At 60.6% G+C, this 22676-nt stretch carries 22 protein-coding genes; 3 read left to right on the top strand and 19 right to left on the bottom strand.

The genetic code is table 11. From position 1 onward, the window contains the following. The first annotated feature begins 113 nt into the window (after positions 1 to 113). Together istA and istB are read left to right on the top strand one after the other, a co-directional pair. A complete protein-coding gene (gene istA, locus AC5XE7_RS19945; RefSeq protein ID WP_495367367.1) occupies positions 114 to 1643 on the top strand; it encodes an IS21 family transposase in 1530 nt (509 codons plus the stop codon). Beyond that, positions 1633 to 2415: an IS21-like element helper ATPase IstB gene (gene istB / locus AC5XE7_RS19940; RefSeq protein WP_035028556.1), complete on the top strand. Its 783-nt coding sequence runs from the start codon at positions 1633 to 1635 to the stop codon at positions 2413 to 2415. The genes istA and istB overlap by 11 nt, the downstream gene beginning before the upstream one ends. Before the next feature lie 163 nt (positions 2416 to 2578). On the opposite strand, the gene AC5XE7_RS19935 is transcribed toward istB, so the two are convergent. The 11 genes from AC5XE7_RS19935 to AC5XE7_RS19885 all read right to left on the bottom strand — a co-directional run bounded on the left by AC5XE7_RS19935 (position 2579) and on the right by AC5XE7_RS19885 (position 15699). Continuing rightward, entirely contained in the window at positions 2579 to 3676 is a 1098-nt protein-coding gene (locus tag AC5XE7_RS19935) for an ABC transporter ATP-binding protein (RefSeq protein WP_239800551.1), read from the bottom strand. A gap of 21 nt (positions 3677 to 3697) precedes the next feature. Continuing rightward, positions 3698 to 4492, bottom strand: coding sequence for an ABC transporter permease (locus tag AC5XE7_RS19930; protein WP_287944828.1), 795 nt, complete (start codon positions 4490 to 4492; stop codon positions 3698 to 3700). Next, complete coding sequence (locus AC5XE7_RS19925; RefSeq protein WP_287944826.1) at positions 4489 to 5415, bottom strand: ABC transporter permease; 927 nt, start codon at positions 5413 to 5415, stop codon at positions 4489 to 4491. Before AC5XE7_RS19925 ends, AC5XE7_RS19930 begins: the two co-directional genes overlap by 4 nt. 51 nt (positions 5416 to 5466) lie before the next feature. Next, the gene (locus tag AC5XE7_RS19920; protein ID WP_239800548.1) at positions 5467 to 6567 is read right to left on the bottom strand and encodes an ABC transporter substrate-binding protein; all 1101 of its coding nucleotides are present in this window, start codon (positions 6565 to 6567) and stop codon (positions 5467 to 5469) included. Positions 6568 to 6664: 97 nt separating this feature from the next. Continuing rightward, entirely contained in the window at positions 6665 to 7639 is a 975-nt protein-coding gene (locus AC5XE7_RS19915; protein WP_239800547.1) for an ornithine cyclodeaminase family protein, read from the bottom strand. A 38-nt stretch (positions 7640 to 7677) separates the two neighbouring features. Continuing rightward, complete coding sequence (locus AC5XE7_RS19910; RefSeq protein WP_239800546.1) at positions 7678 to 8847, bottom strand: mandelate racemase/muconate lactonizing enzyme family protein; 1170 nt, start codon at positions 8845 to 8847, stop codon at positions 7678 to 7680. 15 nt (positions 8848 to 8862) lie between these two features. Continuing rightward, entirely contained in the window at positions 8863 to 9972 is a 1110-nt protein-coding gene (locus tag AC5XE7_RS19905) for a M20 family metallopeptidase (RefSeq protein WP_495367364.1), read from the bottom strand. Between the two features lie 90 nt (positions 9973 to 10062). Further along, positions 10063 to 12111, bottom strand: a complete 2049-nt coding sequence (locus AC5XE7_RS19900) for an ABC transporter ATP-binding protein (RefSeq protein WP_287944817.1) — start codon at positions 12109 to 12111, stop codon at positions 10063 to 10065. Further along, positions 12101 to 12973 carry an ABC transporter permease gene (locus AC5XE7_RS19895; RefSeq protein ID WP_287944815.1) on the bottom strand — a complete coding sequence of 291 codons (873 nt, stop codon included), beginning with the start codon at positions 12971 to 12973 and terminating at the stop codon, positions 12101 to 12103. Before AC5XE7_RS19895 ends, AC5XE7_RS19900 begins: the two co-directional genes overlap by 11 nt. Further along, positions 12970 to 13983: an ABC transporter permease gene (locus tag AC5XE7_RS19890; RefSeq protein ID WP_239800542.1), complete on the bottom strand. Its 1014-nt coding sequence runs from the start codon at positions 13981 to 13983 to the stop codon at positions 12970 to 12972. Before AC5XE7_RS19890 ends, AC5XE7_RS19895 begins: the two co-directional genes overlap by 4 nt. Before the next feature lie 48 nt (positions 13984 to 14031). Then, complete coding sequence (locus AC5XE7_RS19885) at positions 14032 to 15699, bottom strand: ABC transporter substrate-binding protein (protein ID WP_495367365.1); 1668 nt, start codon at positions 15697 to 15699, stop codon at positions 14032 to 14034. A 309-nt stretch (positions 15700 to 16008) separates the two neighbouring features. On the opposite strand from AC5XE7_RS19885, the gene AC5XE7_RS19880 reads away from it, so the two are divergent. Beyond that, positions 16009 to 16563, top strand: coding sequence for a helix-turn-helix domain-containing protein (locus AC5XE7_RS19880; protein WP_239800540.1), 555 nt, complete (start codon positions 16009 to 16011; stop codon positions 16561 to 16563). Positions 16564 to 16659: 96 nt separating this feature from the next. On the opposite strand, the gene AC5XE7_RS19875 is transcribed toward AC5XE7_RS19880, so the two are convergent. The 8 genes from AC5XE7_RS19875 to AC5XE7_RS19840 all read right to left on the bottom strand — a co-directional run. Beyond that, a complete protein-coding gene (locus tag AC5XE7_RS19875) occupies positions 16660 to 17403 on the bottom strand; it encodes a creatininase family protein (protein ID WP_287946434.1) in 744 nt (247 codons plus the stop codon). 4 nt (positions 17404 to 17407) lie between these two features. After that, positions 17408 to 18586 carry a 1-aminocyclopropane-1-carboxylate deaminase/D-cysteine desulfhydrase gene (locus AC5XE7_RS19870; RefSeq protein WP_287946436.1) on the bottom strand — a complete coding sequence of 393 codons (1179 nt, stop codon included), beginning with the start codon at positions 18584 to 18586 and terminating at the stop codon, positions 17408 to 17410. After that, complete coding sequence (locus AC5XE7_RS19865) at positions 18561 to 19232, bottom strand: helix-turn-helix domain-containing protein (protein ID WP_239800537.1); 672 nt, start codon at positions 19230 to 19232, stop codon at positions 18561 to 18563. Before AC5XE7_RS19865 ends, AC5XE7_RS19870 begins: the two co-directional genes overlap by 26 nt. Then, a complete protein-coding gene (locus AC5XE7_RS19860) occupies positions 19229 to 19945 on the bottom strand; it encodes an amino acid ABC transporter permease (protein ID WP_239800536.1) in 717 nt (238 codons plus the stop codon). Before AC5XE7_RS19860 ends, AC5XE7_RS19865 begins: the two co-directional genes overlap by 4 nt. After that, entirely contained in the window at positions 19942 to 20655 is a 714-nt protein-coding gene (locus AC5XE7_RS19855; RefSeq protein ID WP_287946442.1) for an amino acid ABC transporter permease, read from the bottom strand. The genes AC5XE7_RS19860 and AC5XE7_RS19855 overlap by 4 nt, the downstream gene beginning before the upstream one ends. Before the next feature lie 64 nt (positions 20656 to 20719). Beyond that, positions 20720 to 21520 (bottom strand): ABC transporter substrate-binding protein, encoded by an 801-nt coding sequence (locus tag AC5XE7_RS19850; protein WP_495367366.1) that lies wholly within the window; start codon positions 21518 to 21520, stop codon positions 20720 to 20722. Positions 21521 to 21580: 60 nt separating this feature from the next. After that, positions 21581 to 22282 carry an amino acid ABC transporter ATP-binding protein gene (locus tag AC5XE7_RS19845; protein ID WP_239801142.1) on the bottom strand — a complete coding sequence of 234 codons (702 nt, stop codon included), beginning with the start codon at positions 22280 to 22282 and terminating at the stop codon, positions 21581 to 21583. 148 nt (positions 22283 to 22430) lie between these two features. Further along, positions 22431 to 22676 (bottom strand): hypothetical protein (locus AC5XE7_RS19840; RefSeq protein WP_495917948.1); only part of this gene is annotated, 246 nt, incomplete at its 5' end.

Genomic DNA, 22676 nt, shown 5'->3' with positions numbered 1-22676 from the left:
TGTTGATTTCCGCTGAGAGCTGACCCGGGATTGAGGGATTTTTCCATTGAGAAGTGACCCATGTTTGAACCCACCCCTGCTGGTTGATTGCAGGGGACTTTGGAGTGATAGACATGGCGTTACTGAGCGTTATCCGACGCTGGCATCTGCGAGATGGACATTCGATCCGGGAGATTGCACGGCGCACGGGACTGTCGCGGAATACGATCCGCAAATACCTGCGATCAGGTGAGGTCGAGCCCCGCTTCAAGGCGCCGGAGCGGCCGAGCAAGCTTGATGCCTATGCCGAGCGGCTGTCTGCCTGGCTGAGGACGGAAGCAAACAGGCCGCGCAAGCAGAAGCGTACGATCAAGCAGTTGCACGCCGATCTAATGAGCCTCGGCTATGAGGGCTCATATGGTCGTGTCGCCGCCTTTGCGCGGACCTGGAAGGAAGAGCGCCAGCGTCAGATGCAAACGAGCGGGCGCGGCACCTTCGTGCCGCTGGCGTTCGAGCCCGGGGAGGCCTTCCAGTTCGACTGGTCGGAAGACTGGGCGGTCATCGGCGGCGAGCGCACCAAACTTCAGGTGGCGCACTTCAAGCTCAGCTACAGCCGTGCCTTCATCGTGCGGGCCTATCCGCTGCAAACGCACGAGATGCTGTTCGACGCCCACAACCACGCCTTCCGGGTTCTGGGCGGCGTTCCCCGGCGCGGGATCTACGACAACATGCGCACGGCGGTCGACAGGATCGGCCGCGGCAAGGAGCGGCAGGTCAATGCCCGCTTCTCGGCCATGGCCAGCCATTATCTGTTCGAGACCGAGTTCTGCAATCCGGCTTCGGGCTGGGAGAAGGGACAGGTCGAGAAGAACGTCCAGGATGCGCGTCACCGGCTATGGCAGCCAATGCCGCGCTTTCCATCGCTGGAGGCCCTAAACGACTGGCTGGAGCAGCGGTGTCGGGAGCTGTGGCAACAGATTCCCCATGGCCTCCGACCCGGCACGATCGAAGACATCCGGGCCGAGGAAGCACGGTTCCTGATGCCCATGCCACGCCTCTTCGACGGCTTCGTCGAATACACCACGCGGGTCTCTCCGACCTGCCTCGTCCATTTGGAGCGCAACCGCTACAGCGTGCCGGCGTCCTTTGCCAACCGGCCGGTTAGCCTCCGGGTCTATCCGGAGCGGATTGTGGTTGCCGCGGAGGGGCAGATCGTGTGCGAGCACCGCCGCATCATCGAGCGGTCGCATGACGGCCCCGGTCGCACCGTCTACGACTGGCGTCACTATCTGGCGGTCATCCAGCGCAAGCCCGGTGCTCTGCGCAACGGCGCTCCCTTTACTGAACTCCCCGAAGCCTTCAAACGGCTGCAGCAGCACCTGCTCAGGAAGCCCGGCGGCGACCGCGAGATGGTCGAGATCCTGTCGCTTGTCCTGCAACATGACGAGCAGGTCGTGCTGACGGCAGTGGAGATGGCCCTGCAGGCTGGCGTGCCGACCAAGGTCCATATCCTTAATCTCCTGCATCGGCTGGTCGACGGCAAGCCGATCACGGCACCCGTCGTGGATGCGCCGCAGGCGCTGAGCCTGGTCAAGGAGCCACAGGCCAATGTCGAGCGCTACGATGCGCTGCGCCAGGTTCGGGAGGTGCGTCATGCGTCATGATCCCGCCAGCGGCGCCATCGTCATCATGCTCCGGAGCCTCAAGATGCACGGCATGGCGCAGGCCGTCGCCGAGCTCACCGAGCAGGCTTCTCCCGCCTTCGAGGCCGCCATCCCGATCCTGTCGCAGCTGCTGAAGGCCGAGATGGCCGAGCGAGAGGTCAGATCCGTGGCTTATCAGCTCAAGAGTGCACGCTTCCCGGTCTATCGCGACCTGGCAGGCTTCGACTTCGCCAGCAGCGAGATCAATGAAGCCCTCGTGCGTCAGCTCCATCGATGCGAGTTCATGGGCGATGCCAACAATGTCGTGCTTGTCGGCGGCCCTGGCACCGGAAAGACCCACGTCGCCACCGCCCTTGGCGTGCAGGCGGTCGAGCATCACCGCAAGCGTGTGCGCTTCTTCTCCACCGTCGAGCTTGTCAACACGCTCGAGCAGGAGAAGGCCCAAGGCAAGGCCGGCCAGATCGCCAACCGGCTCGCCCATTCCGATCTCGTCATCCTCGATGAACTCGGATATCTGCCCTTCAGCGCGTCAGGCGGGGCGCTGTTGTTCCATCTACTGAGCACGCTCTACGAGCGCACCAGCGTCGTCATCACCACCAACCTCAGCTTCAGCGAATGGGCGACCGTCTTCGGTGATGCCAAGATGACGACGGCGCTGCTCGATCGCCTCACCCATCATTGCCACATCTTGGAAACCGGAAACGACAGCTTCCGCTTCAAGAACAGTTCAGCACAGGCCGCAACGAGCAAGAAGGAGAAAGCCGCCCCTTGACCAAAACCTAAGACCCAAACCATACATGAAGGCGGGTCACTTCTCGGCGAAAATCCCGGGTCAGCTCTCAGCGGAAATCAACACCAAGTCCAGATTAAGCAGCGACTTGCTGGAAACGCTCCACTACATCTCATGACGTCGAGTTTGTGAGCAGGAGGCTGGTTCATTTCTGGTCGACAGCCAGAACGACCATCTCGTTCGACCCGCAGATGAAGCTGACTGTATCGCCGACGTTGTCAGCCATCGAAGGAGGTGCCTCTGCCAGGATCATTTGTCCGGTGGCCGTGACAAAACGTATGTGGGCCCGCCCCCCGAGAAACGTCACATCCTCCAACCTGCCTTGCAATTCGAGCGATTGCTCCTGCCCGCGCCCACCGGCGGCGAGTTGCTCGGGACGGATGACGACCGTTGCCGCGTCGCCAGCCCTCAGGGCACGCCCGGAGGTCAAGCGTGACGAGGGCAGCCTGAACCGGCTGCCGCCGATATCGAGAACGATGCCGTCGCCATCGACGCCCTCTACCTCGGCGTCCAGCATGTTGGCCGCGCCGATGAAACCGGCGACGAAGGCGGTGGCGGGACGCGAATAGATTTCGCGCGGCGATGCGATCTGCTCGATCCGGCCACGGTTCATCACCGCCACCAGATCCGACATCGACATCGCCTCCTCCTGATCGTGGGTGACGAAGACGAAGGTCTTGCCTGTCCGCTTCTGAACCGCCTTCAGTTCGTTCTGCATCTCCTGCCTCAGCTTCAGGTCGAGCGCGCCCAGCGGCTCGTCGAGCAGCAGCGAAACCGGGTCGGGCGCCAGCGCACGGGCCAGCGCCACGCGCTGGCGCTGGCCGCCGGAAAGCTCGTCCGGCATGCGCTCGCCGAGCTGCGGCAGGCGGATGAGCTCCAAAAGCTCGTCGCATCGCCTTTCAATCGCCGCGCGATCCAAGTTCTTCATCTCGCAGCCGAAGCCTATATTGCGACGCACGCTCATATGCGGGAACAGCGCATAGTCCTGAAAGACCATATTGACCGGCCGGCGAAAAGCGGGCTCGTGCGTGATGTCGCGGCCATCGACCAGAATCTTGCCCGAATCCGGCTCCACAAAACCGCCGATCGATCTCAGCAGCGTCGATTTTCCGCAGCCGGACGGCCCCAGAAGCGTCAGGAACACGCCACGCTCAACGGTGAGAGAGACCCCGTCAATGGCAACCGCCGCTCCATAGCTCTTGCGGATATCCTTCAGTTCGATCGCCGGATTGGTACTCGTCATCTCATTCAGCTCCGCAAGGTGTCACTGGTCGTCGCGGCGCAGCCGTCTGCGTCGCGTGAAGCGTTCGGCATAGAGGCCGAGCGCCATGGTGGTGAAAAGGACCATTGTCGAAATCGCCGCGATGCCGGGATTGAGGCCGAAGCGCAGCTTGGCGAACAACAGCACGGGAAATGTCGGCTCAAAACCACCAAGGAAAAAGGACCGGACGAAATCCTCGAACGACAACAGCAGGCAGAACATGAAGGCCCCGAACAAGGCCGGCGCCAGCCATGGAAGCACGACGCGCACGAACACGATCACCTCGTCGGCGCCGAGGTCGCGCGCAGCATCCGCCAGATTGTGGCCCATGCTGTCCAGTCGCGTCAGGGCCATCACCGCGACGAACGGCATTGAGCCTGCAGCATGACCGAATACGATCGCGGCAGTGCCCGGCTCGATACCCAGCCTGCTGATGAACATCCGCAGTGCGATCGACGAAACGACCACCGGCAGAAAGGCCGGCATGACGACGATCGCCACCAGAATGGCGCGCATCACCCCACGGGTGCGTGTCAGCAGCAATGCTGTCGGCAAACCCACCGCCAGTGCGATAAGTGTGGACAGGACAGCGACGCGAGCCGACAGCACCAATGCAGACAGCATCTCCCGATCGAACACCATGTCGGCATACCAGTGGGTTGTCCATTTGGTGATCGGAAAAGCGATGAAGGCGGAATCGCGTAACCCCATCGCCGCCATCACCAGTATGGGCGCGAAGAGATAGGCGATGAAAAGCCAGAAATAGGCGGGCAGTGAAAAACCACGCAGGTATCTCATGACGTTTTTCTCCGGCGCGGCTGGAACAGAAGCATGAACAGGCCGACATAGGCGAGCGCGGCGGCAAGCAGAATAAGGCTGAAAGCACTGCCGAGCGGCCATGAATCGCCTGCCTTGGCGAACACCTGACCGATTGTGGTGGCGAACATGGTGGTGTTGGGACCGCCCAGCAATTGCGGCATGGCGAACAAGCCAACCGTCAGCAGGAAAACCAATGTGCAGCCCGTAACCACACCCTCGCGTGACAAGGGCAGGACGATGCGGGTGAAACGCCGCCATCCGGGTGCTCCCAGATCGGAGGCAGCCTCCAGAACGCTTCTGTCGATCTTCTCCAGTGCCGCATAGAGCGGCAAAAGCATGTAGAGTGACGTCAGATAGATAACACCGATGGTCAGGGAAACATTGTTGTAGAGCAGTTCATAAGGCGTGCCCGGCAGACCGATCCATGAAGCGAAGGAGTTCACCGCACCGCGGTTGGCCAGCATAAGTATCCATGCGAAGCTGCGGATGACCTCGCTTACCCAGAACGGCGCAATCACCAGCAACAGCAGGCGGGTTCGGCGTGCCGGCGCGGCGACCTTGGATATGTAGAAGGCGATCGGAAACACCACCACCAGTGTCAGCGCGGTGACTGCGGTGCCGAAGACAAAGGTGCGCAGGAAGGCCGTCAGGTAGAGCGGCCGCCCGAAGAAGGCCGTGTAGTGACGCAGTGTGAATTGCGGCTCAGTGCCTGGGGCGAGTGGATAGCGATCATAAAGGCTGATCATCGCCATCTGGACGAGCGGAGCCAAATTGGCAACGATGATCCACGCGACCGGCAGTGCGGCGACAATGGACAGCCGAAACCAGCCGGCGCGCGCATGCAGCTCCAGCAGGGCCCGATAGGCTCGGAAATCGCGCGCATGCACGAGTAAGCGGGTCATGACAAATATCCTGTGCAGTGAGAAACGGCGGCGCGAACGCCGCCGTTGCAGTTACGCCGCCCGAATTTCCTCGGCCGCCTTGTCGATCAGGTCGAAGATGAAGGGCGCGGTTTCGACATTGACCCAGGTGAGCCTGCCGCGATGCTCCGGTGACAGGAACAGAACCTTCCTTTCCTCGTCGGAAAGCAGCGCTTCAGTGCCCTTGAGTGCTGAGATATAGCCTGTCTCGCGCACCATCGCCGCGCCATTTTCCGGGCTGGCCAGCAGCGCGTCGAGGAAGCGATAGGCATTGTCGAGGTTCTTTGCCCCGCGCACGATGTTGAAGCCATAGGCAAACGCCCAGCCACCCTCTTTCGGAATGGTGTAACTGGCAGGAAAGCCGTCAAGGATCAGCTTGGAGGCTGCTCCTGACCACGACTGGGCAAGGGCGATGTCCCCATTGACCATCATTTGCTGCACTTCTGTGCCGGAATCGTAAAACCGCCGTACCAGCGGTTTTTTCCCGATGAGGAAGTCGCGCGTAGCATCCACCGCGCGCTGGGCAACATCCGTGTTGCCCCGATAGCGCGCCGCCGATCCGTCGAAGCCCAGATAGTCCATCGCAATCGGGAAGAAGTCCTGTATCTGATAGGCGATCCTGCCCTTGTTCTCTTCTGCGAACATTGGAGCCCAGCTGTCCGTATCGGTGAAGGTCTCGGTGTTGTACAGCAGCCCCATCGAAGCGATCAGCAAAGGTACGCCCCATCGCTGGCCACCGCGCGATACCCAGTCCGCTTCGGCATATTCAGTTTCGATCTGCGACCAGTTGGAAAGCCGCGACGTATCGACCGGCTCAAGAAAGCTGGCATCGACGAACTGATAGAAGCGGTGACCGGCACAGCATACGATGTCGGTGCTGAAATTGCCGTTTTCGGCCGCCAGCAGATTGAACTGCTCGCCCTGATCCGACACGAGGCGGATATTGAGGCGGATGCCGCTTTCCTTCTCGAAGCGATTGCGAAACTCCTCTGTGACAAATCCGTTATAAGCCCAGATGTTGAGCTGATCCGATGCGGCCCACGCGCGGCTGACGAATGCCGGCATTGCAAGTGCGCCAGCCCCCATGGCTGCAGTGCTCTTCAGGAACTCTCGTCTTGGAAAGGTCTTTGACATGTTCTCCTCCTCTTGTTTTGCATTCCAGAACAGGCGGCTTGTTTTTCGGGTCGCCGCTGGCCTTCCTGCCAGCGGCGAGCCCATTGCGTCATGCCAGTTACGATGAGCATTTTGTCCGGAAAGGCCGCCCATGCAGGCGATCAACCAGATACTTCGCGACGTAATAGTCCATATGCGCACCACCGCCGTTCTTCATGACAGTGATCTGGTCGGCCGAGGTGCGGCCGGGGACCTTCTTCTGGCAAAGATCGAACATGTCGCCGCAAATGTCGGTGGGCGAAATGATGCCGCGCGCATAGGGATCGAGGAACTCGCCCGAACGCTCCGTCGTCTGGCGGTGATCGACGAAGACGGCGGCGCGCGTCAGCACATCGTCATCGGCCTCGCGCATCTCCGGCGTGAACGACCCCACCAGATCGACATGGGTTCCGGGCCGGAGCAGCCTGCCCTTGAGATGGGGTGTGCTGGCCATGGTGGCGCTGGAAATGATGTCGGCCCCGGCCACCGCCTCGTCGAGATCGTCCGCCACCTCGGCCGGCACATCTTCAGCGCGCAGCAGCGTGGCCAGCTTTTCCGCATTGGCACGGGTGCGGTTCCAGATCCGCACCTTTTCCAGCGATGGCCGCACGCTCAGATGGGCGCGCACGAGATAGGGGGCGAGTGCGCCCGCGCCGATCATCAGCATGGTGCGCGAATCCTCGCGCGACAGCAGGCGTGAGCCGAGCGCGGAGTCCGCCGAGGTCTTGCGGAAGATCATCGCCTCGCCATCGATGATGGCCTCGGTAATGCCGGTGTTGCCGTCGCTGAAGGCATAGATCGAGTTGACGTTGGAAACGCCGTGGCGCGCCTGATTGTTGGGAAAGGAGGTGACCAGCTTGCACAGCAGGCCCTCCTGCGGCTCCCATGCCGGCAGGATGATGACGGCATCGGGATGGCCGCCCCCGTTTTCCTGGCTGTAGATGAGACGATCCGAAATCTTCGGCATGCCTCCCAGATGTGCCACCTCGATCGCATTGATCAGCCCTTCATATTCAAGCAACTGGTGGACCCGCTCGGCGTCGATGAGTTTCATGTTGATTTTCTCCTGAATTGATCTGGTTATGGAAAGGGTCAGGCCCGGCAATCCGCATACAGATGCGGCGCAAGCGAAGCGCTATGAAGCTCGACGCCAAGCCCGGCGCCTTCCGGAACCGGCATGAAGCCGGCCTCTACCGTGTGTTCGAGCGGGCACTCCAGCACCGGCTGGTATCCCGGCTCCCTGTCGAAATCGGGAAAGTGCTCCAGCACCATGAAGTTCGGCGTGGTGGCTGCGAGCTGCACCGCCACGGCGGTCGCCAGCGCGCTTCCGTAATTGTGGGGCGCGACGCGCGCGTTGCGGCTTTCGGCCATGGCCGCCATCATGCGCGCCTCAAGCAGGCCGCCGGTGTTGCAAACGTCGGGCTGGAGAATGTCGATGGCGCCGCTGTCCAGCAGGCGCTGGCAGCCGGACCGGCCATAGGCGCGCTCGCCGGCGGCCAGCGGAATGGAGGTATTGGCAGCCACCTTCGCCAGCGCCTCCATGGAAGAGGGATCGACCGGCTCCTCGATGAACAGGACGTCGAAGGGTTCCAGTCGCTTGCACAGCCGGATGACCTGATCCGTGGTCAGGCCGCCGCCAAGATCCAGCATGATGTCGACTTCCGGCCCCACAGCCTCGCGGATTGCCGCCACACGGTCGGCAGCCAGAAACAGCACCTGCGTCTCAACCTGCCGCCGCACCGGGTGGCGAACAACCGTCACCGGATCGGCAAGGCCCAGCGGATAAAGTTTCAACCCCCTGTAGCCCCGGGAGACCGTCGCAGCGGCAGCGCGCGCATATTCGTCAGGTGTGTCGCATCCGATCCACCAGCCATTGGCGTAAACCGGCAGCTTGTCCCAGACCCGACCGCCCATAAGCTCGTAGACGGGAACGCCCAGCCGGCGGCCCTTGATGTCCCACAGCGCCTGCTCGACAGCGCTGAGCGCGGCAAAGGAAATAGCACCGCCGTTGCGCGTCCAGAAGGACCGATCGTAAATATCGCTCCAGATGGCAGTGATAGCGGAAGGGTCGCGGCCAATTACGTGACGCTCGACCATCGATCGGATCATGGCTGCAGCGGCTTCCCCACCCAATCCGTAGGCGACGCCTGCCTCACCAATTCCGCGCGTACCCTCGGCGGTCACCAGTTCAAGCACAATAGCACGGCGATTGCCGGTCGGCGCGACATAGATTCGCGCCTCCTCGACGATTGTCCTGGGCATGTTTTCAGTCCTTTTTCAGTTCGATTGGGCGCGGCGCCAGACGGCCCCTGCAAGCAGTTGCGCGCGTGGCACGAGGCTGTCGAGCCGCAGATATTCCTCTGCTGTATGGGCTTTCCAACCCATTGGTCCGGTGCCACAAAGGCTGGGGCAGCCGGCATTGTGGGTGAAGCCGGAATCGGCACAGCCCCCGGAAAACTCACCTTCGACGCTCATTCCGAGATCCGCTGCCGACTGCCGGTAGATTTCCAGCATCTCCCGCGTGCCCTCATTCGGTTCCATCGGATCGAAGCGAGCGAGAATTTCGAGGCGGGAGCGCGTACCGGGCACGAAAGACCGGCGGACGATCTCGTCGATATCCGCCTTCAGCGCATCGCGCTGCGCCACGGTGACGAAACGGCAGTCGATCAGGGCTCTTGCCGACGGTGCGACCGTATTGTGAGACTGACCGCCCTCGACCACGCCGACATTGACCGTGTAGCCGGCCTCGACATCGCTCAGGGCATGCAGAGCCGTTATCTTGCCCGCCAGCTCGCCGATTGCCGAGATGCCCTCGGTGAAGTTGCCTCCGGAATGGGCCGAGCGGCCTTCGATGACGAGTTCCAGCATCATGCCGCCGCGACGGCCGGTCACCACATTGCCCGTCGGGCGTGCCGGCTCCGAGTTGAAGACCGCACGGGCCTTGCGGCCATATTCGATGATGATTTCACGGCAGGAAGGCGAGCCGATTTCCTCGTCGCTGGTCATCATCACCATCAGTGACGGCGGGTTCACCTGCGTATGGTGGAAGGCGGCGAGCACGAAAGCGTTCTGGACAAGCCCGCCTTTCATATCGCAGACGCCCGGCCCGTAGGCTACCCCGTCGACGATACTGAACGGTCGCTGAGCAACCTCACCTGTGGGGAATACGGTATCGCGATGGCCGAGCATCATGATCGGGCGATCTGTTGCTGAGACCGGGCCGATTTCCGCGATCAGCACGTCGCCGGCGGCAGGCAGCGGCAGGGTGCGCGTCGCGATGCCATGTTCCTGGAAGAAATCGCGGAACCGTGTGCCGACAGCATCAACGCCCTGCTTGTCGTGCGAATTGGAATCGATGTTCACCACATCGCGCAACAGATCGACCATCGCGTCCTCCTGCCCCGACAGCCATTGATGTAACCTGCTGATTTCTTCGTGCATCTTGTTGTACCGGTTGCATGTTCTGTTATGCTTCACTCAGGCGAAAGCGCCCTGCCCCAGGGCAGACACGGGCAGATGACAGCGGATGAGATGGTTCTCGCCCGTCTCCAGGTTCGGCGGCGATTGGATGTCGCAAAGTCCCTCAATGCTGCTTTCGCAGCGTGCGGAAAACGGGCAGCCACGCGATTGTGGCGTCCAGCTTGTAGCCTCGCCCTCAAGCGGACGGTGCGGCGCAGCGATGTCCTGATCGACGCTCGGAACAGCATCCAGCAATGCCTGCGTGTAGGGATGGAAGGGCGGTTCGAACACCTCTTCAACCCCGCCTGTTTCAAGGACATGACCGAGATACATCACGCACACGCGGTCGGCGATATAGCGCACCACGGCCAGATCATGGGAGATGAAAACCAGAGCGGTTCCGGTCTGCTTCTGCACGGACAGAAGAAGCTCCAGTATGGCGGTCTTGACCGACGTATCGAGAGCGGAGGTCGGCTCGTCAGCGACCACAAGCGCGGGACGGCCGGCAAAAGCGCGCGCCACCGCAACGCGCTGTTTTTGTCCGCCTGACAACCGGCCCGCGCGCATGCGCATGACTTCTGCCGGAAGCCGCACGAGGTCAAGCAGGCGCTCCACCTCTCGCCGCCGACCGTCCCTGTCGCGAACGCCGCCCAGCAGCTTCACCGCACGGTCGAGGATGAACCCCACCGTATGCAGCGGGTTGAGCGTGCTGTCGGGGTTCTGAAACACCATCTGGACGTTGCGGACCTGCTCGCGGCTGCGCTGCTCGACCTGTTTTCCGGTCACATCGTCACCGAGCACGACGACCCGGCCCGAACTCGGAGCCTCCAGCCCCATGATGACGCGCGCCAGCGTGGACTTGCCGCAGCCGGACTCGCCGACGATGCCGAGCGTTTCTCCCGGCGACAGGGCGATCGAAATGCTTTCGCCGGCGCGCACCTGCCTGCTGCGTTTCCCAAACAGGTCGAATGGACTGCGCAGTTCATAGGTCTTGCACATGTTCTCGACCGAAAGCACGCAGTCCCTGCGATGCCGGGGCATTTCTGGCTCCCGCGCAGGCGCTTCGGGACCAGCATCCTTGCCGAGGTCCTTCCACCGCGCACACCGCACGTCCACCGAGGAGCGCGCCGGCCCGATGTCGATGCGGGTGTCGCATTCGCCAGGCACGGCATGGTGACAGCGATCCATGAAGGTGCAGCGCCGCGGCGCCGAAGAAAGCCGGGGCACCTGACCGGGGATCGAGTTCAGGCGATAGTCGGCGCGGCCACGGTCGAGGCGCGGGATGCAGCTCACCAGCCCCTGCGTGTAAGGATGCTGCGGCGCTCCCAGAATGGTTGCGGTGGCGCCGCGCTCGACGATCTGGCCGGCATACATCACCGACACGCGCTCGCACACGCGCCGCACCAGACCCAGATTGTGGGAGATGAACAGCATCGCCGTGCCGTGCTCCTCGCGCATGCGGGCAAGAAGCTCGATGATCTGCGCCTCGACGGTCACGTCGAGCGCCGTGGTCGGTTCATCGAGGATGAGCAGAGCCGGCTCCGCGAGGAAAGCCATGGCGATGACGATGCGCTGTTGCTGGCCACCCGAGAGCTGATGCGGGTAGCGGCCCATCGTGCCCTCGGGGTCGGGAATGCCGACCTTGCGCAGCATCTCCAGAACACGGGGGGCGATGCTGCCGGCTTCGGCATGCTCATGAGTCTCCAGAACCTCGGCAAGCTGACGCCCGATCTTCATGGTCGGGTTCAGCGCGCTCGACGCGTCCTGATAGACCATGGCGATGCCGCCCCTGCGCAGGGCGCGCAGGTCCGCTTCGGTCATGGTGCCCAAATCCTGTCCGCGAAACAGGATGCGGCCCTGTGCGATGCGCCCGTTTTCACCGAGATAACGCATGACGGACATTGCCACGGTGGATTTTCCGCAACCGGATTCACCGATCAGAGCCATGCATTCGCCGGCGCCAAGCTCCAGGCTGACATCATTGACCGCCAGAACCTCGCGATCAGCTCCCCTATAGCGAATTTCGAGATCCTCGATCCTGAGCAGGGGCGTTGCTTCAGCGGCCATGATCAAGCTCCTGAAGTCCATCGGCAATGAGGTTGAAGGCCGAAACCAGCGTCACAATGGCCAGCGAAGGAAACAGCGCCGCGTGCGGATAGACGTTGAGGATGGGCGTCGCGTCGCGCACCATTCCGCCCCAGTCCGGATCGGGGGGTGGCAGGCCGAGGCCGAGGAAGCCCAGCACACCGATGGCGATGATGGTGTAGCCCATGCGCACGCAGAAATCGACGATGAGCGGGCCGCGGGCCAGCGGCAGGATTTCCACGAAGACGATGTAGAGACTGGTTTCGCCGCGTGTGCGCGCCGCCGCCACGAAGTCGCGTGTCTTGATGTCGAGTGCGAGGCCCCGCACCAGACGGGCAATGCCCGGACTGGAACTGAGGACGATGGCCAGCACGATGTTGAGAGCGGACGGACCAAGCGAGGCGATCAGCACCACGTAAAGCACGATCTTCGGGAAGGAGAGCAGCACGTCGATGACGCGCGACACGACCTCGTCCACCCAGCCTCCCTTGTAGCCGGCCGCCAGACCGGCGCTGATACCCACGACATAGGCGCAGATCAGCGAAACCGGCGCGATGAGCAGGACCGGGCGCGCGCCCCAGATGATGCGGGAGAGGATATCCCTGTGAAGGCTGTCGGCGCCGAACCAGTGATGAGCGGAAGGCCCCAGATCGGACACCGCCGTCATGTGCTGGGCGTTGGGCGCGTAAGGTGCGATCCACGGCGCCAGCACGGCCACCGCAATCCAGAAAAAAAGGATCGCCAGCCCCACGCACAGGATGGGGGAACGGGCGAGCGCCCTGCCCCACCGGCTGGCAGGACTGCCCGAACCGGCGCGGATTTCATTGTCCATCGTCGCGCTCATGACAATCTTATCCGCGGATTGAGCAGCACATAGCCGACGTCGCCGACAAGCTGGGTGGAGATGGCGATGGCCACCGTGATCAGGCTGGTCGCCTCGATTAGCGCGATGTCGCCGAACATGGCCGCCTCCAGCAGCATGCGGCCGATGCCGGGATAGGCGAACACGACCTCTGTGACCACGACACCGCTGATCAGCCAGTTGATCTGGAGCAGGATGATTGTGAACGGCGCCATCATCGCGTTGCGCATCACATGGCGGGCAACGACCTGTCGGGGTTTCAGCCCTTTCAGAACGGCGGTCCGCACATAGGGCGTCTGCATCACCTCCATCACGGAAGTGCGCACGAATCGGGTAACGTAAGCTGTCACGTAAAGCGCGAGCACTGTCACCGGCAGAATGTATTGCAGATAGATCGGCCAGCCGCCCGCGGTCTGCAACGGACTGGTTCCTGGCAGCCAGCCCAGCCACACCACGAAGACGCTGGCCAGTATGACGGCCGACGCGAACTCAGGTATGGAGGCGAGCATGGTTGTCACGATCGTCACGGCGCGGTCGGCCGGCTTATTGGCGCGCAAGCCTGCATAGGTACCGATCAGGATCGCCAGCGGCACGATGGTCGCAAAGGCGAGCGCCGCCAGCTTCAGCGAATTGCCGAGACGCTCCCAGATGATGTCGGCGACCGGCATGTTCATCATCGACGAATAGCCGAAATTGCCGAAATAGCGGTCGCCGCGCGGATCCTCGAACCCAAGCCCCAGGTCCGGGTCCTGCAGGGGATCTGCCTGCAGGCCCACCAGCACACCAAGCCACCGGCCGTAGCGGACGAGCACAGGATCGTTGAGATGCAGACGTTCATAGAGCAGAAGCACCTGCTCCTCCGAGGCGAATGGCCCAAGTGTCTTTCGGGCCACATTACCCGGCGAAGCCTCGACCAGCATGAATATGATGAACGAGGCCGCAATCATCGTCACGAGTGACGAGGCGAGACGCCTTATCAGGATGGTGTTCACGAGACTTACCGATTTTTACAATGTTCTCTTTGCCGGAAGCGTCCCTTCCTATTCCTCGATCCACATATCTTTGTAATAATTGTAGTTGGACGGATGCATCGAGAAGTTCTTCAGCTTCTTGTTGTAAGCCGTGTACACGTTCCGATAGACAGGCTGGACAAGAGGGCCGTCCTCGATGAGAATTTCCTCCAGCTTGCTCATGATCTTCTTGCGCTCATCCAGTTCGACCGTTGCTCCCGCCTCATCCAAAAGCTTGTCGAAATCCGGATTGGAATAAGCGGATTCGTTCCACTCTCCGCCGGTGCGAAGCACCAGGTCGTAAAGCATGATACCAAGCGGACGGTGGTTCCAGTCTGTGAAGCCGAGCGGGACCTTCTGCCAGATTTCCCAGTACTGGGCCGGCGGCACGGGACGCATCGTCACGCGAATGCCGGCCTCGGCCCATTGACCAAGCATGCTCTGGACAATCTTGCTTTCCCACGAAGGCGCTGACTTCAGGTAAAGCTCGACATCAATGCCATCCGGATAACCAGCCTCGGCAAGCAGCTTCTTTGCCTGTTCAATGTCACGCTCAGGCGCCACAACCGCGCCATAATCTGCATGGTGTTTCGACACCAGATGATGCTCGCCAAGATAGCCCAGACCACCGAGACCAAGTTGCAGCACGGCCTCGCGATCGATGGCAAGACGCATGGCCTTGCGCACCCGCCCATCATCGAACGGCTTTTCAGTGACGCGCATACGCACCGCGCCGGTATTGGCGCTCGGCGCCTCGTAAACCTGAACGTGGCCAAGCTTGCGCAGCGTATCCAGAGCAGCGTTGTCCACCCAGATCAGCCCATCCACCTGCTTCGATGCTATTGCTGCGAGCTGGGCGTTGGGGTCCGTTCCTAGATCGAGCCACTCAAGTTCCTCGATGTAGGGACCCTCACCCCAATAATCATCCCGCGCCCGCATGCTGCACCGCTGACCCTTCTTGAAATCCACCAGCCTGTAAGGCCCGGTCGAAGCAGAGTCCGGGCCGAACCTGCCATTATCTTTCGGATCAATGATGAAGAGCTGCTCGTGGAACAGATGCTCTGGCACAAGCACATTGGCGCTCTTGCCGTTGAGGCGCACGGTGTGGTCGTCGAGCTTCTCGATGGCATCGTCGCGCCACAGACGATGACCTGTGACAGGCTTTCCGCCGTCATCCTTCTTGTCTGTCTCGTAAGCTTCCATGATGAAGCCAGCAAAAAGGCTCAGGAATGAAGAGCCCGAAGCCGGATCAAGCGCGTGCTTCAGGTTCCAGACCACATCGTCCGCGGTGAAGGGGCGACCATCGCTCCACTTCACATCTCTGCGCAGGCGCAGCGTCCAGATTTTTGCGTCGTCACTGGCCTCCCAGCGCTCCAGAAGCAGAGGCCGCGTGACATTGTCGGCACCGGTGACCGTCAGCGTTTCAAGAACCTGACGCATGAACATCTCCTGCCCCCAGCTGTAGGCATGGGGTGCGGAAACATCATCGAGATTGGCAAGGATGCGCAGCTTGCCGCCTTTTTTGGGCGCGTGCTGCTGGGCAAAGGCAGGAGTGAGACCAGCCACGCCATAAGCAGCCCCCGCCGACATGCCGAGCAAGGTGGCCAGTCGCAGGAAGGCGCGACGATCAAGCAGACCACCCTCCATTTGCTTTGCATAGGCGGAAATCATCGGATGGGCAGGTTCTTTGATCGGCATTCTGGTCTCCTCCAAGCCAATTTCAGGCCACTTTAAGAGAACATGATCCATTGTCAATTCCATATTATGATTTTTGTGATCCTTTAGTAGACTTATCTCCCGAAAGGGCCCACCTCCTGTTTTTTCGGTCCGAACCGCTCATTCGTGAACTTCTCTCGTAATCCGGCACCCGACCGAAGGGGAGTGACGAAGGCATGAATAGAGGATATTTGGGCTGCAAAGGCGCAGAGTCTACTATATGAGTACGAATCGCAGGGTAAGGGTCAGATGATGCTAAGTTCTTTTGAACAGTCGCCACGGGAAGCGGACATGGAAATTCATGTCGGCAACAACATCCGTGACCTGCGCAAAAAACATGGGTGGTCTCTGACCGACGCGGCGCAGCAGCTTGGCATTGGTCGCTCTACGCTGGCGAAGATCGAGGCTGCATCCATGTCGCCGACAGTGGGCATGCTTCAGAAGATTGCTCTTGGGCTGGGAGTGGACATAACTGCTCTCATCTCACAACCCAATTCAGCACCCGCCTCCGGGCGCCTGACCGTCACCTATTCCGGGCAGGGTGAACATCACAGCACACCGGAGCACCACCACGAATTGCTTGGCGCGGGTCTTGCCAACAAACGCATGGTGCCTTTCCGCAGCCGGATAAAGGCCCGCAAGCACGACAAGTTGCCGCCATGGTATCGCCATGACGCGGAAGAGTTCATTTTCGTTCTTGAGGGAGAAGTGGTTCTCCACAGCGAACACTATGCACCAACCGACCTTCGACCCGGGGATTCTGTCTATCTCGACGGGCGCATGGGCCACTGCTTTGTGGCAAAAGGCGACGCGGACGCGATTGTGCTGTTTGTCCTGGCCCAATAATGTCTGCCGGCCAGTTACCTCTGCTCCTGCACCCGCACGCTAACCGATATCGGGTTATTTCGCGCGGCTGTCCAAGGTCCACACCCAACTGGATCTTCACGCGCCTTTCATAGCTATGAAAACCCTAAGCATCTCCACCAGCCCCGCAATCGCGCTCTGCAATATCCGCTCTCCATGTTTCGCCTCTGACAGGCCTGGATTGGAGCCGATGCGGCCGTCCGGAAAGCGTTGGCGGAAATCGGCAGCATCATGAAACTCGCCGGTCGGCGCGACGGCAGGATCCAGAACTACGTTCTTAGCGTGATCGGGAAACAGATGGCGGGTGATTGCGATCTCGCTGGCCGTGGCATGGCTTCCCTCTACATCCCCATAATATTCCTGCGACAGTTCAGCCACGCCTGCCGGATCCCACCAGTTCGCCAGTTGACAACGGATTGCCGGCAGGCCGGCCTGCCAGCGCAGCGCATGGATCTCTGCAAAAGCGGAGTTGATCGTAGCGATATTGCCGCCATGGCCGTTGACGAAGAAGAAGTTGCGGAACCCATGCGCCGCAAGCGCCATCACCTGTTCGCGCACAATTGAAATGAGCACCGTCGGCGTATGACTCATGCTTCCGGGAAAGGCCATGTGATGCGCAGCCATGCCGACCGAAATGGTCGGCGCAACCAGAACTCCTGTTCGACCTCCGACACCGCACGCTACATGTTCCGCACAGATCGCATCCGTACCGATCAGGCCGTTTGGCCCATGCTGCTCGGTGGAGCCGATCGGCACGACTATGGCGTCGCAGTTGCGAAGATAGGCCTCCACCTCAGGCCATGTCGACAGGGAAAGCAACACGTCACTACGCCCCCACGGCTATCGGCATGCCAGCTTCGCGCTCCAATGCGCGAAACAGATGGAACTGGGAGAATAGCGACGCGGTGCCGCCCGTGTGGATCACGCAAGGCGGCTCGTCTGGGGGGATTGCCTCGCTTGTAACGAGGTCCATGAAGCCGGCGAATGTCTTGGCGGTATAGATATGTTCGAGCAATATGCCTTCCGTGCGCGCCAATGTTACAATCGCTTTCTCCGAAGCTTCTGTGGGATGGCCATAGCCCGGGCCGAGATGGTCCATGTGATAGTGAACAAGCAAGTTGTCAAATTCAGGTGCAGCCAGCCCTGTATGAGCCGCCAGATCGCAGTAGATGCGCGCGATGCGCGCGGCCAAATCGGCTTGACCGTATTCAACGCTGACCAGATGAATCTCGAAAGGATTGTCCTGCAGGGCATTGCCGAAGATGAAGCCTGCCTCTGTCGGGCCCATCGAACCGGGAAGCACGACATGGCGTATGGGCGCATCCAGTGACCGTGACTGGCGGTGAAGTTCGAGCGCACCCTGTACATAGCCAAGTGCCCCGATAATCGCATCGCCGACAATGTAGGGGGATCGGCCCTGCCTCCTCAACTCGTCTGCCGCCTCCTCAACCAGAACGGCCCTTTGTTGCTCGCTGACATTGCCAAGGAAACGCACCTCGGCCCCGAACAAGCCGTTGAGGAAAGAGGCACGGAGACTTTCATCATGCGGGTTGGCATTGTGGAATACGACACAGTCAAGCCCCGCCACCGAAGCCGCAGCGGCTGTCAAGCGGCACTGGTTCGACATCGGCCCGCCGGCGACGAGCACCACGTCGGCTCCCTCATCCAGTGCCGCGCCCAGCCAGTATTCGAGACTGCGCAGCTTGTTGCCGCCCATGCCGATTTCCATGTGGTCGTCACGTTTCACATAAAGCGGGGCCCGGCCAATCCTTCCCTCCAGGCGCATCATCCGGCGCAGAGGTGTGGGGGTGTGGAGAAGGGTAAAACGGGAGTCTTTTATGTTGAGCATTGATAGTCCTGGGGGAGCAAAAGATATATTTTCAAGCGTGGAATTCGGGGTCTTAGTGCCGGAAAGGCTTTGAACCGGTCCGACCATGCACCGAGCCGCAATCAGGTGTTTTCCATCTGATTGCAGGGCTTCAAGATTGAGCGTGTCCGCCTCCACCCTTCTTGATCTGGTCGAGATAGTTGTAGATCGTGTATTTCGAGATGTTGAGCTTGGTGGATACGATATCGACGGAGCCCTTGACGAGGAACACTCCACGCTCGTCCAGCCTCCTGACGATCTCCATCCGATGCGCCTTGCCGGTCACACTGCGCGGATTGCTCTGGTTTCGCAGGGCATCGGCGATGATGGTGTCGACGAGTTCACCAATATCCTCGACCGGCCCCTCGGCCGCGGCCTTCGGCTCCTCGTAATTGCAGAAGGTCTGCAGCACATCGATGCTGGTCATCAGATGCTCGATGCAGAAATCGATCTTCATGCACCCCACCGGCTGACCCGTTTCGGGGTCGTCTATGATGGACAGGGACGAACTGAGCCGCCGTCCATCCGGTGTGGAGGAGGTGAAGATGGTTTTGCCGGTATTAGCGCGGCTGGCCTGTTCCAGCTTGGAAACGATGCTTGCCGGCAATCGCGAGCCGATCGCGACCTCCATTACCGAGCCAGCCACCGCGATCAGCCTGGCGCCACCTGCCCGCGTGTCGTAAAGAGAAACCTGACAATTGGTTCCGAACTGCGCGACAAGCGTGTCCATCAACCGAAGACATGTGCGGAACACAGGGGGCACTTCGAGGGTGATCTGGTTCATTCCGCTGCCTCCAGGCGACCGGACAGGACCGCCGTTCCGTATTTTGCGCCAACCTTGGTGCGCCGCTCCAGCCAGTCCACGGTCATCAGCACCGGAAAGCAGAAGGCGAAGTAGAGCAGCGCCACGAGAAGGTATATATAGAGAATATCCGCGGGAAAGCGCAGAATCGAAATCTCCCCCTGCCGGGTCAGCTCGGCAATTCCGACCACGGAAACAATCGACGTCGCCTTGATCAGGTTGACATAGACCCCACCGAGCGAAGGCATGATCAACCCCACCGACTGTGGCAGGATGACATGGCGCAGAGACTGCATGCGGGTGAAGCCCACCGCGAAGGATGCCTCCCACTGGCCGCGCGGAATAGCCCGGATCGCGGCGCTGACAATTTCCGTGACATAGCTTGATGTGTAGATGCCAAGGCTGGCGAAGGCGGCAGTCTGGGAATCCCACATCAGCCAGGCAAGACCTGTATTCGGCAGGACGAAATAGGCGATGTAGAGTTGCACGAGAAACGGTGTGCCGCGCAGGATGTGGATATACGCCCCGATCAGCGGGGAAAAAAAGGCGATCTGCTGGCCCCGAATTATGCCCAAAAGCGCTCCCAGCACGGAACCCCAGAGCACCCCGACAAGAGAAAGCTTCAGCGTTTCGGCAAATCCCTGAAGCAGGAAAGGCATGACCGAGAAGAAGACGTCGATGTGATGCTGGCTCATGCCGTCCTCGCTTTACGGCTGGTGCCGGCAAGATAGTGTTCGGCCACCCGTGACAGCATCAGCATCACGCAATAGATGGCGAGATAGATTACGGCCACGGACAGAAAGCCCTCGTTGGGACGGATGCGCTCACTGTTGAGCAGCATGCCGGCGCTCACCAGATCGAAGACCGTTATCAGCGACAAGAGCGAGGTATCCTTGACCAGAATGGCGGACTGGCCAAGCAAGGGCGGCAGCGTGTTGGTGAAGGCTTGCGGCAATATGATATGGCGATATTGCTGAATCGGGGTCATGCCCACGGCAATGGCCCCTTCGCGCTGGCCGCGCGGAACGGAAACGATGCCTGAGCGGATGATCTCGGCCATATAGGGCGTCGTGTGCAAGGTAAGGGCGATCACTCCGAGCACGACTTCCGACCACCTGCCGGTTGCCGGAATCAGCAGGGGAAGGCCGAAATAGACGATATAAATCTGCAGCAACAGCGGCGTTGCACGTATCGAATGCGTGTAGGCGGCAGCCGGATAGGTAAGCCAACTGCGTCCTGACAGCCGGATGAGCGCCAGCAGGAAGCCGAACGCGATCGAGAGGACAAGGCTTGCGGCCGCAGCCGAGAGGGTATTGCCGATGCCCCTCGAAAATTCGTCCGCATATTGCAGGACTATTCTGTAATTGTAGATCGGAACTATCTGTTGGCCAAGCAATTCCAGCATGATCGCCACTGATGGTTGCCTTCCCGGCGGCCGTCATAGATGACGCCGGGAAGGGAAATGATGATTATTTGTGATCGGCCTGCCAGGCTGTGGTGTTCCACCAGTAGTCGAGCAGCCGGTCCAGCTTGTGGTTGGCCGAGATGAGTTCGACGTAGTTGTCCATCCAGAACTTCAGGTGAACATTTTCCTTGCGGGTCGCGAAAGCAAGCGGCTCGCGCGTGATGACACCGTCCAGAAGTTTCAGATTATCGTATTCTTGGGCGTAACCGCGCACATTGCCGAGATCGGACAAGGCGCCGTCGATACGGCCGGCCGAAAGCGCCTGCGCCACGGTCGGCCCACTCGCAAATTCCTTGATATTGGTTTCGGGCAGGAACTCCTTCACCGCAGTCACATAGGTGCCGCCCTGCACGGCGCCGATGTTGAGGCCGGCGACATTGAGATCCTGCCAGGTGGTGTAGGGCTTGTCCGTGGTGGTGAAGGCCACGGTTTCCTGGTAGAAGAATGGCCTGGAGAAAAGGAGCGCAGCGGTCCGCTCGGCTGTCGGCGTCATATCGGCGGCAATGAGATCGAATTTGCCGGCCAGCAATGCCGGTATCAACCCCTTCCAATCGTAATCCTGAAGAACCAGCTTCACACCCAGATCATCCGCCATCATCCTGGCGATGTCGATGGCAAGCCCCGCGCGCTCACCGTCCTTGTTGACGAAACTGACTGGCGCACCCTGGGTCTGCACGCCGACGCGCAGTTCACCCCGCTGCAGGATTTCATCCATGATGGTGTCCGCGGCATGGGCCACACTCTGGCCAACGACCATGGCTGCAAGACCGAGCGCTGCGGTGAGCAGCCTGAGATATCTTTTCATTCCAGTTCCTCCCTTGAAAATCGAGTGACAATTGCGGCCTCCCCGAATGGCCGGCAGAGTTCAGTTCACGAGCGACAGGAAGCGCCTCGTGCGCTCGTTGACAGGACTGTCGAAGATCTGCGCCGGCGCCCCTTCCTCGACGACGGCCCCGGCATCCATGAACACGACCCGGTCAGCCACATCGCGGGCGAACCCCATTTCGTGCGTGACAACGACCATGGTCATGCCTTCGGAGGCAAGCTGACGCATGAGGTCGAGTATTCCGCCGACCATTTCAGGATCGAGCGCGGAAGTCGCCTCATCGAACAGCATCACCTGAGGATGCATCGCCAGCGCCCGGGCTATGGCAACGCGCTGCTGCTGACCGCCGGAAAGCTGCATCGGATAATGATCGGCGCGATCGGCCACACCGACCTTGTCAAGCAGCGAGCGGGCTATCTCGACGGCTTCAGCCCTTGAGCGCCCCTTCACTACCATCTGGGGCAACACGACGTTCTCAATCGCGGTGCGATGATGAAACAGGTTGAAATGCTGAAACACCATGCCAACCTTGGCACGCAGCTTCGGCAAGTTCGCACCGCGTCCCGTGACTTCGTCGCCATTGACCACGATGGTGCCGGAATCGACAGCCTCCAGCGCATTGATCGTACGCAACAGCGTGCTTTTTCCGGAGCCGGAAGGACCGATGATGACCACCACCTGCCCCGCCTCCACAGAGAGATCGACCCTGTTCAGGGCAACACAACGCCGGCCATTGCCCATGCCCGCAAAAGTCTTGCATACGCTGTCGATGGTGATGGCGGCGGTGCCCCGCGGTCGCATGCCGCCTTCACGAAGTTTTTGTGTTGCGGCCATGCTCTCCCCCCAATGCAAGACATGGAAGAGCGATATACCGGCTCAGAGCTTTATGTCAAATTTTTTTGCTTTTAAAAATTTTGTTGAAATCCGGCATGCCTGATGCCCACAGAGGCCGACACGCCAAAAAAATGAAAATGAGGATGACAGGTTGAACCATCGTGTTGATTTCCGCTGAGAGCTGACCCGGGATTTTCGCCGAGAAGTGACCCGCCTTCATGTATGGTTTGGGTCTTAGGTTTTGGTCAAGGGGCGGCTTTCTCCTTCTTGCTCGTTGCGGCCTGTGCTGAACTGTTCTTGA

Source organism: Aquamicrobium sp. YD-1-mutant5, assembly GCF_059509755.1.
Note: the sequence above shows the minus strand (reverse complement) of the source record. Positions and strands in the feature narration are given on the sequence as shown.

Bases quoted from the DNA above. Each gene is read 5' to 3' on its own strand.
- istA (WP_495367367.1), top strand. From the start codon at position 114: ATGGCGTTACTGAGCGTTATCCGACGCTGGCATCTGCGAGATGGACAT.
- istB (WP_035028556.1), top strand. From the start codon at position 1,633: ATGCGTCATGATCCCGCCAGCGGCGCCATCGTCATCATGCTCCGGAGC.
- AC5XE7_RS19935 (WP_239800551.1), bottom strand. From the start codon at position 3,676: ATGACGAGTACCAATCCGGCGATCGAACTGAAGGATATCCGCAAGAGC.
- AC5XE7_RS19930 (WP_287944828.1), bottom strand. From the start codon at position 4,492: ATGAGATACCTGCGTGGTTTTTCACTGCCCGCCTATTTCTGGCTTTTC.
- AC5XE7_RS19925 (WP_287944826.1), bottom strand. From the start codon at position 5,415: ATGACCCGCTTACTCGTGCATGCGCGCGATTTCCGAGCCTATCGGGCC.
- AC5XE7_RS19920 (WP_239800548.1), bottom strand. From the start codon at position 6,567: ATGTCAAAGACCTTTCCAAGACGAGAGTTCCTGAAGAGCACTGCAGCC.
- AC5XE7_RS19915 (WP_239800547.1), bottom strand. From the start codon at position 7,639: ATGAAACTCATCGACGCCGAGCGGGTCCACCAGTTGCTTGAATATGAA.
- AC5XE7_RS19910 (WP_239800546.1), bottom strand. From the start codon at position 8,847: ATGCCCAGGACAATCGTCGAGGAGGCGCGAATCTATGTCGCGCCGACC.
- AC5XE7_RS19905 (WP_495367364.1), bottom strand. From the start codon at position 9,972: ATGGTCGATCTGTTGCGCGATGTGGTGAACATCGATTCCAATTCGCAC.
- AC5XE7_RS19900 (WP_287944817.1), bottom strand. From the start codon at position 12,111: ATGGCCGCTGAAGCAACGCCCCTGCTCAGGATCGAGGATCTCGAAATT.
- AC5XE7_RS19895 (WP_287944815.1), bottom strand. From the start codon at position 12,973: ATGAGCGCGACGATGGACAATGAAATCCGCGCCGGTTCGGGCAGTCCT.
- AC5XE7_RS19885 (WP_495367365.1), bottom strand. From the start codon at position 15,699: ATGCCGATCAAAGAACCTGCCCATCCGATGATTTCCGCCTATGCAAAG.
- AC5XE7_RS19880 (WP_239800540.1), top strand. From the start codon at position 16,009: ATGGAAATTCATGTCGGCAACAACATCCGTGACCTGCGCAAAAAACAT.
- AC5XE7_RS19865 (WP_239800537.1), bottom strand. From the start codon at position 19,232: ATGAACCAGATCACCCTCGAAGTGCCCCCTGTGTTCCGCACATGTCTT.
- AC5XE7_RS19860 (WP_239800536.1), bottom strand. From the start codon at position 19,945: ATGAGCCAGCATCACATCGACGTCTTCTTCTCGGTCATGCCTTTCCTG.
- AC5XE7_RS19855 (WP_287946442.1), bottom strand. From the start codon at position 20,655: ATGCTGGAATTGCTTGGCCAACAGATAGTTCCGATCTACAATTACAGA.
- AC5XE7_RS19850 (WP_495367366.1), bottom strand. From the start codon at position 21,520: ATGAAAAGATATCTCAGGCTGCTCACCGCAGCGCTCGGTCTTGCAGCC.
- AC5XE7_RS19845 (WP_239801142.1), bottom strand. From the start codon at position 22,282: ATGGGCAATGGCCGGCGTTGTGTTGCCCTGAACAGGGTCGATCTCTCT.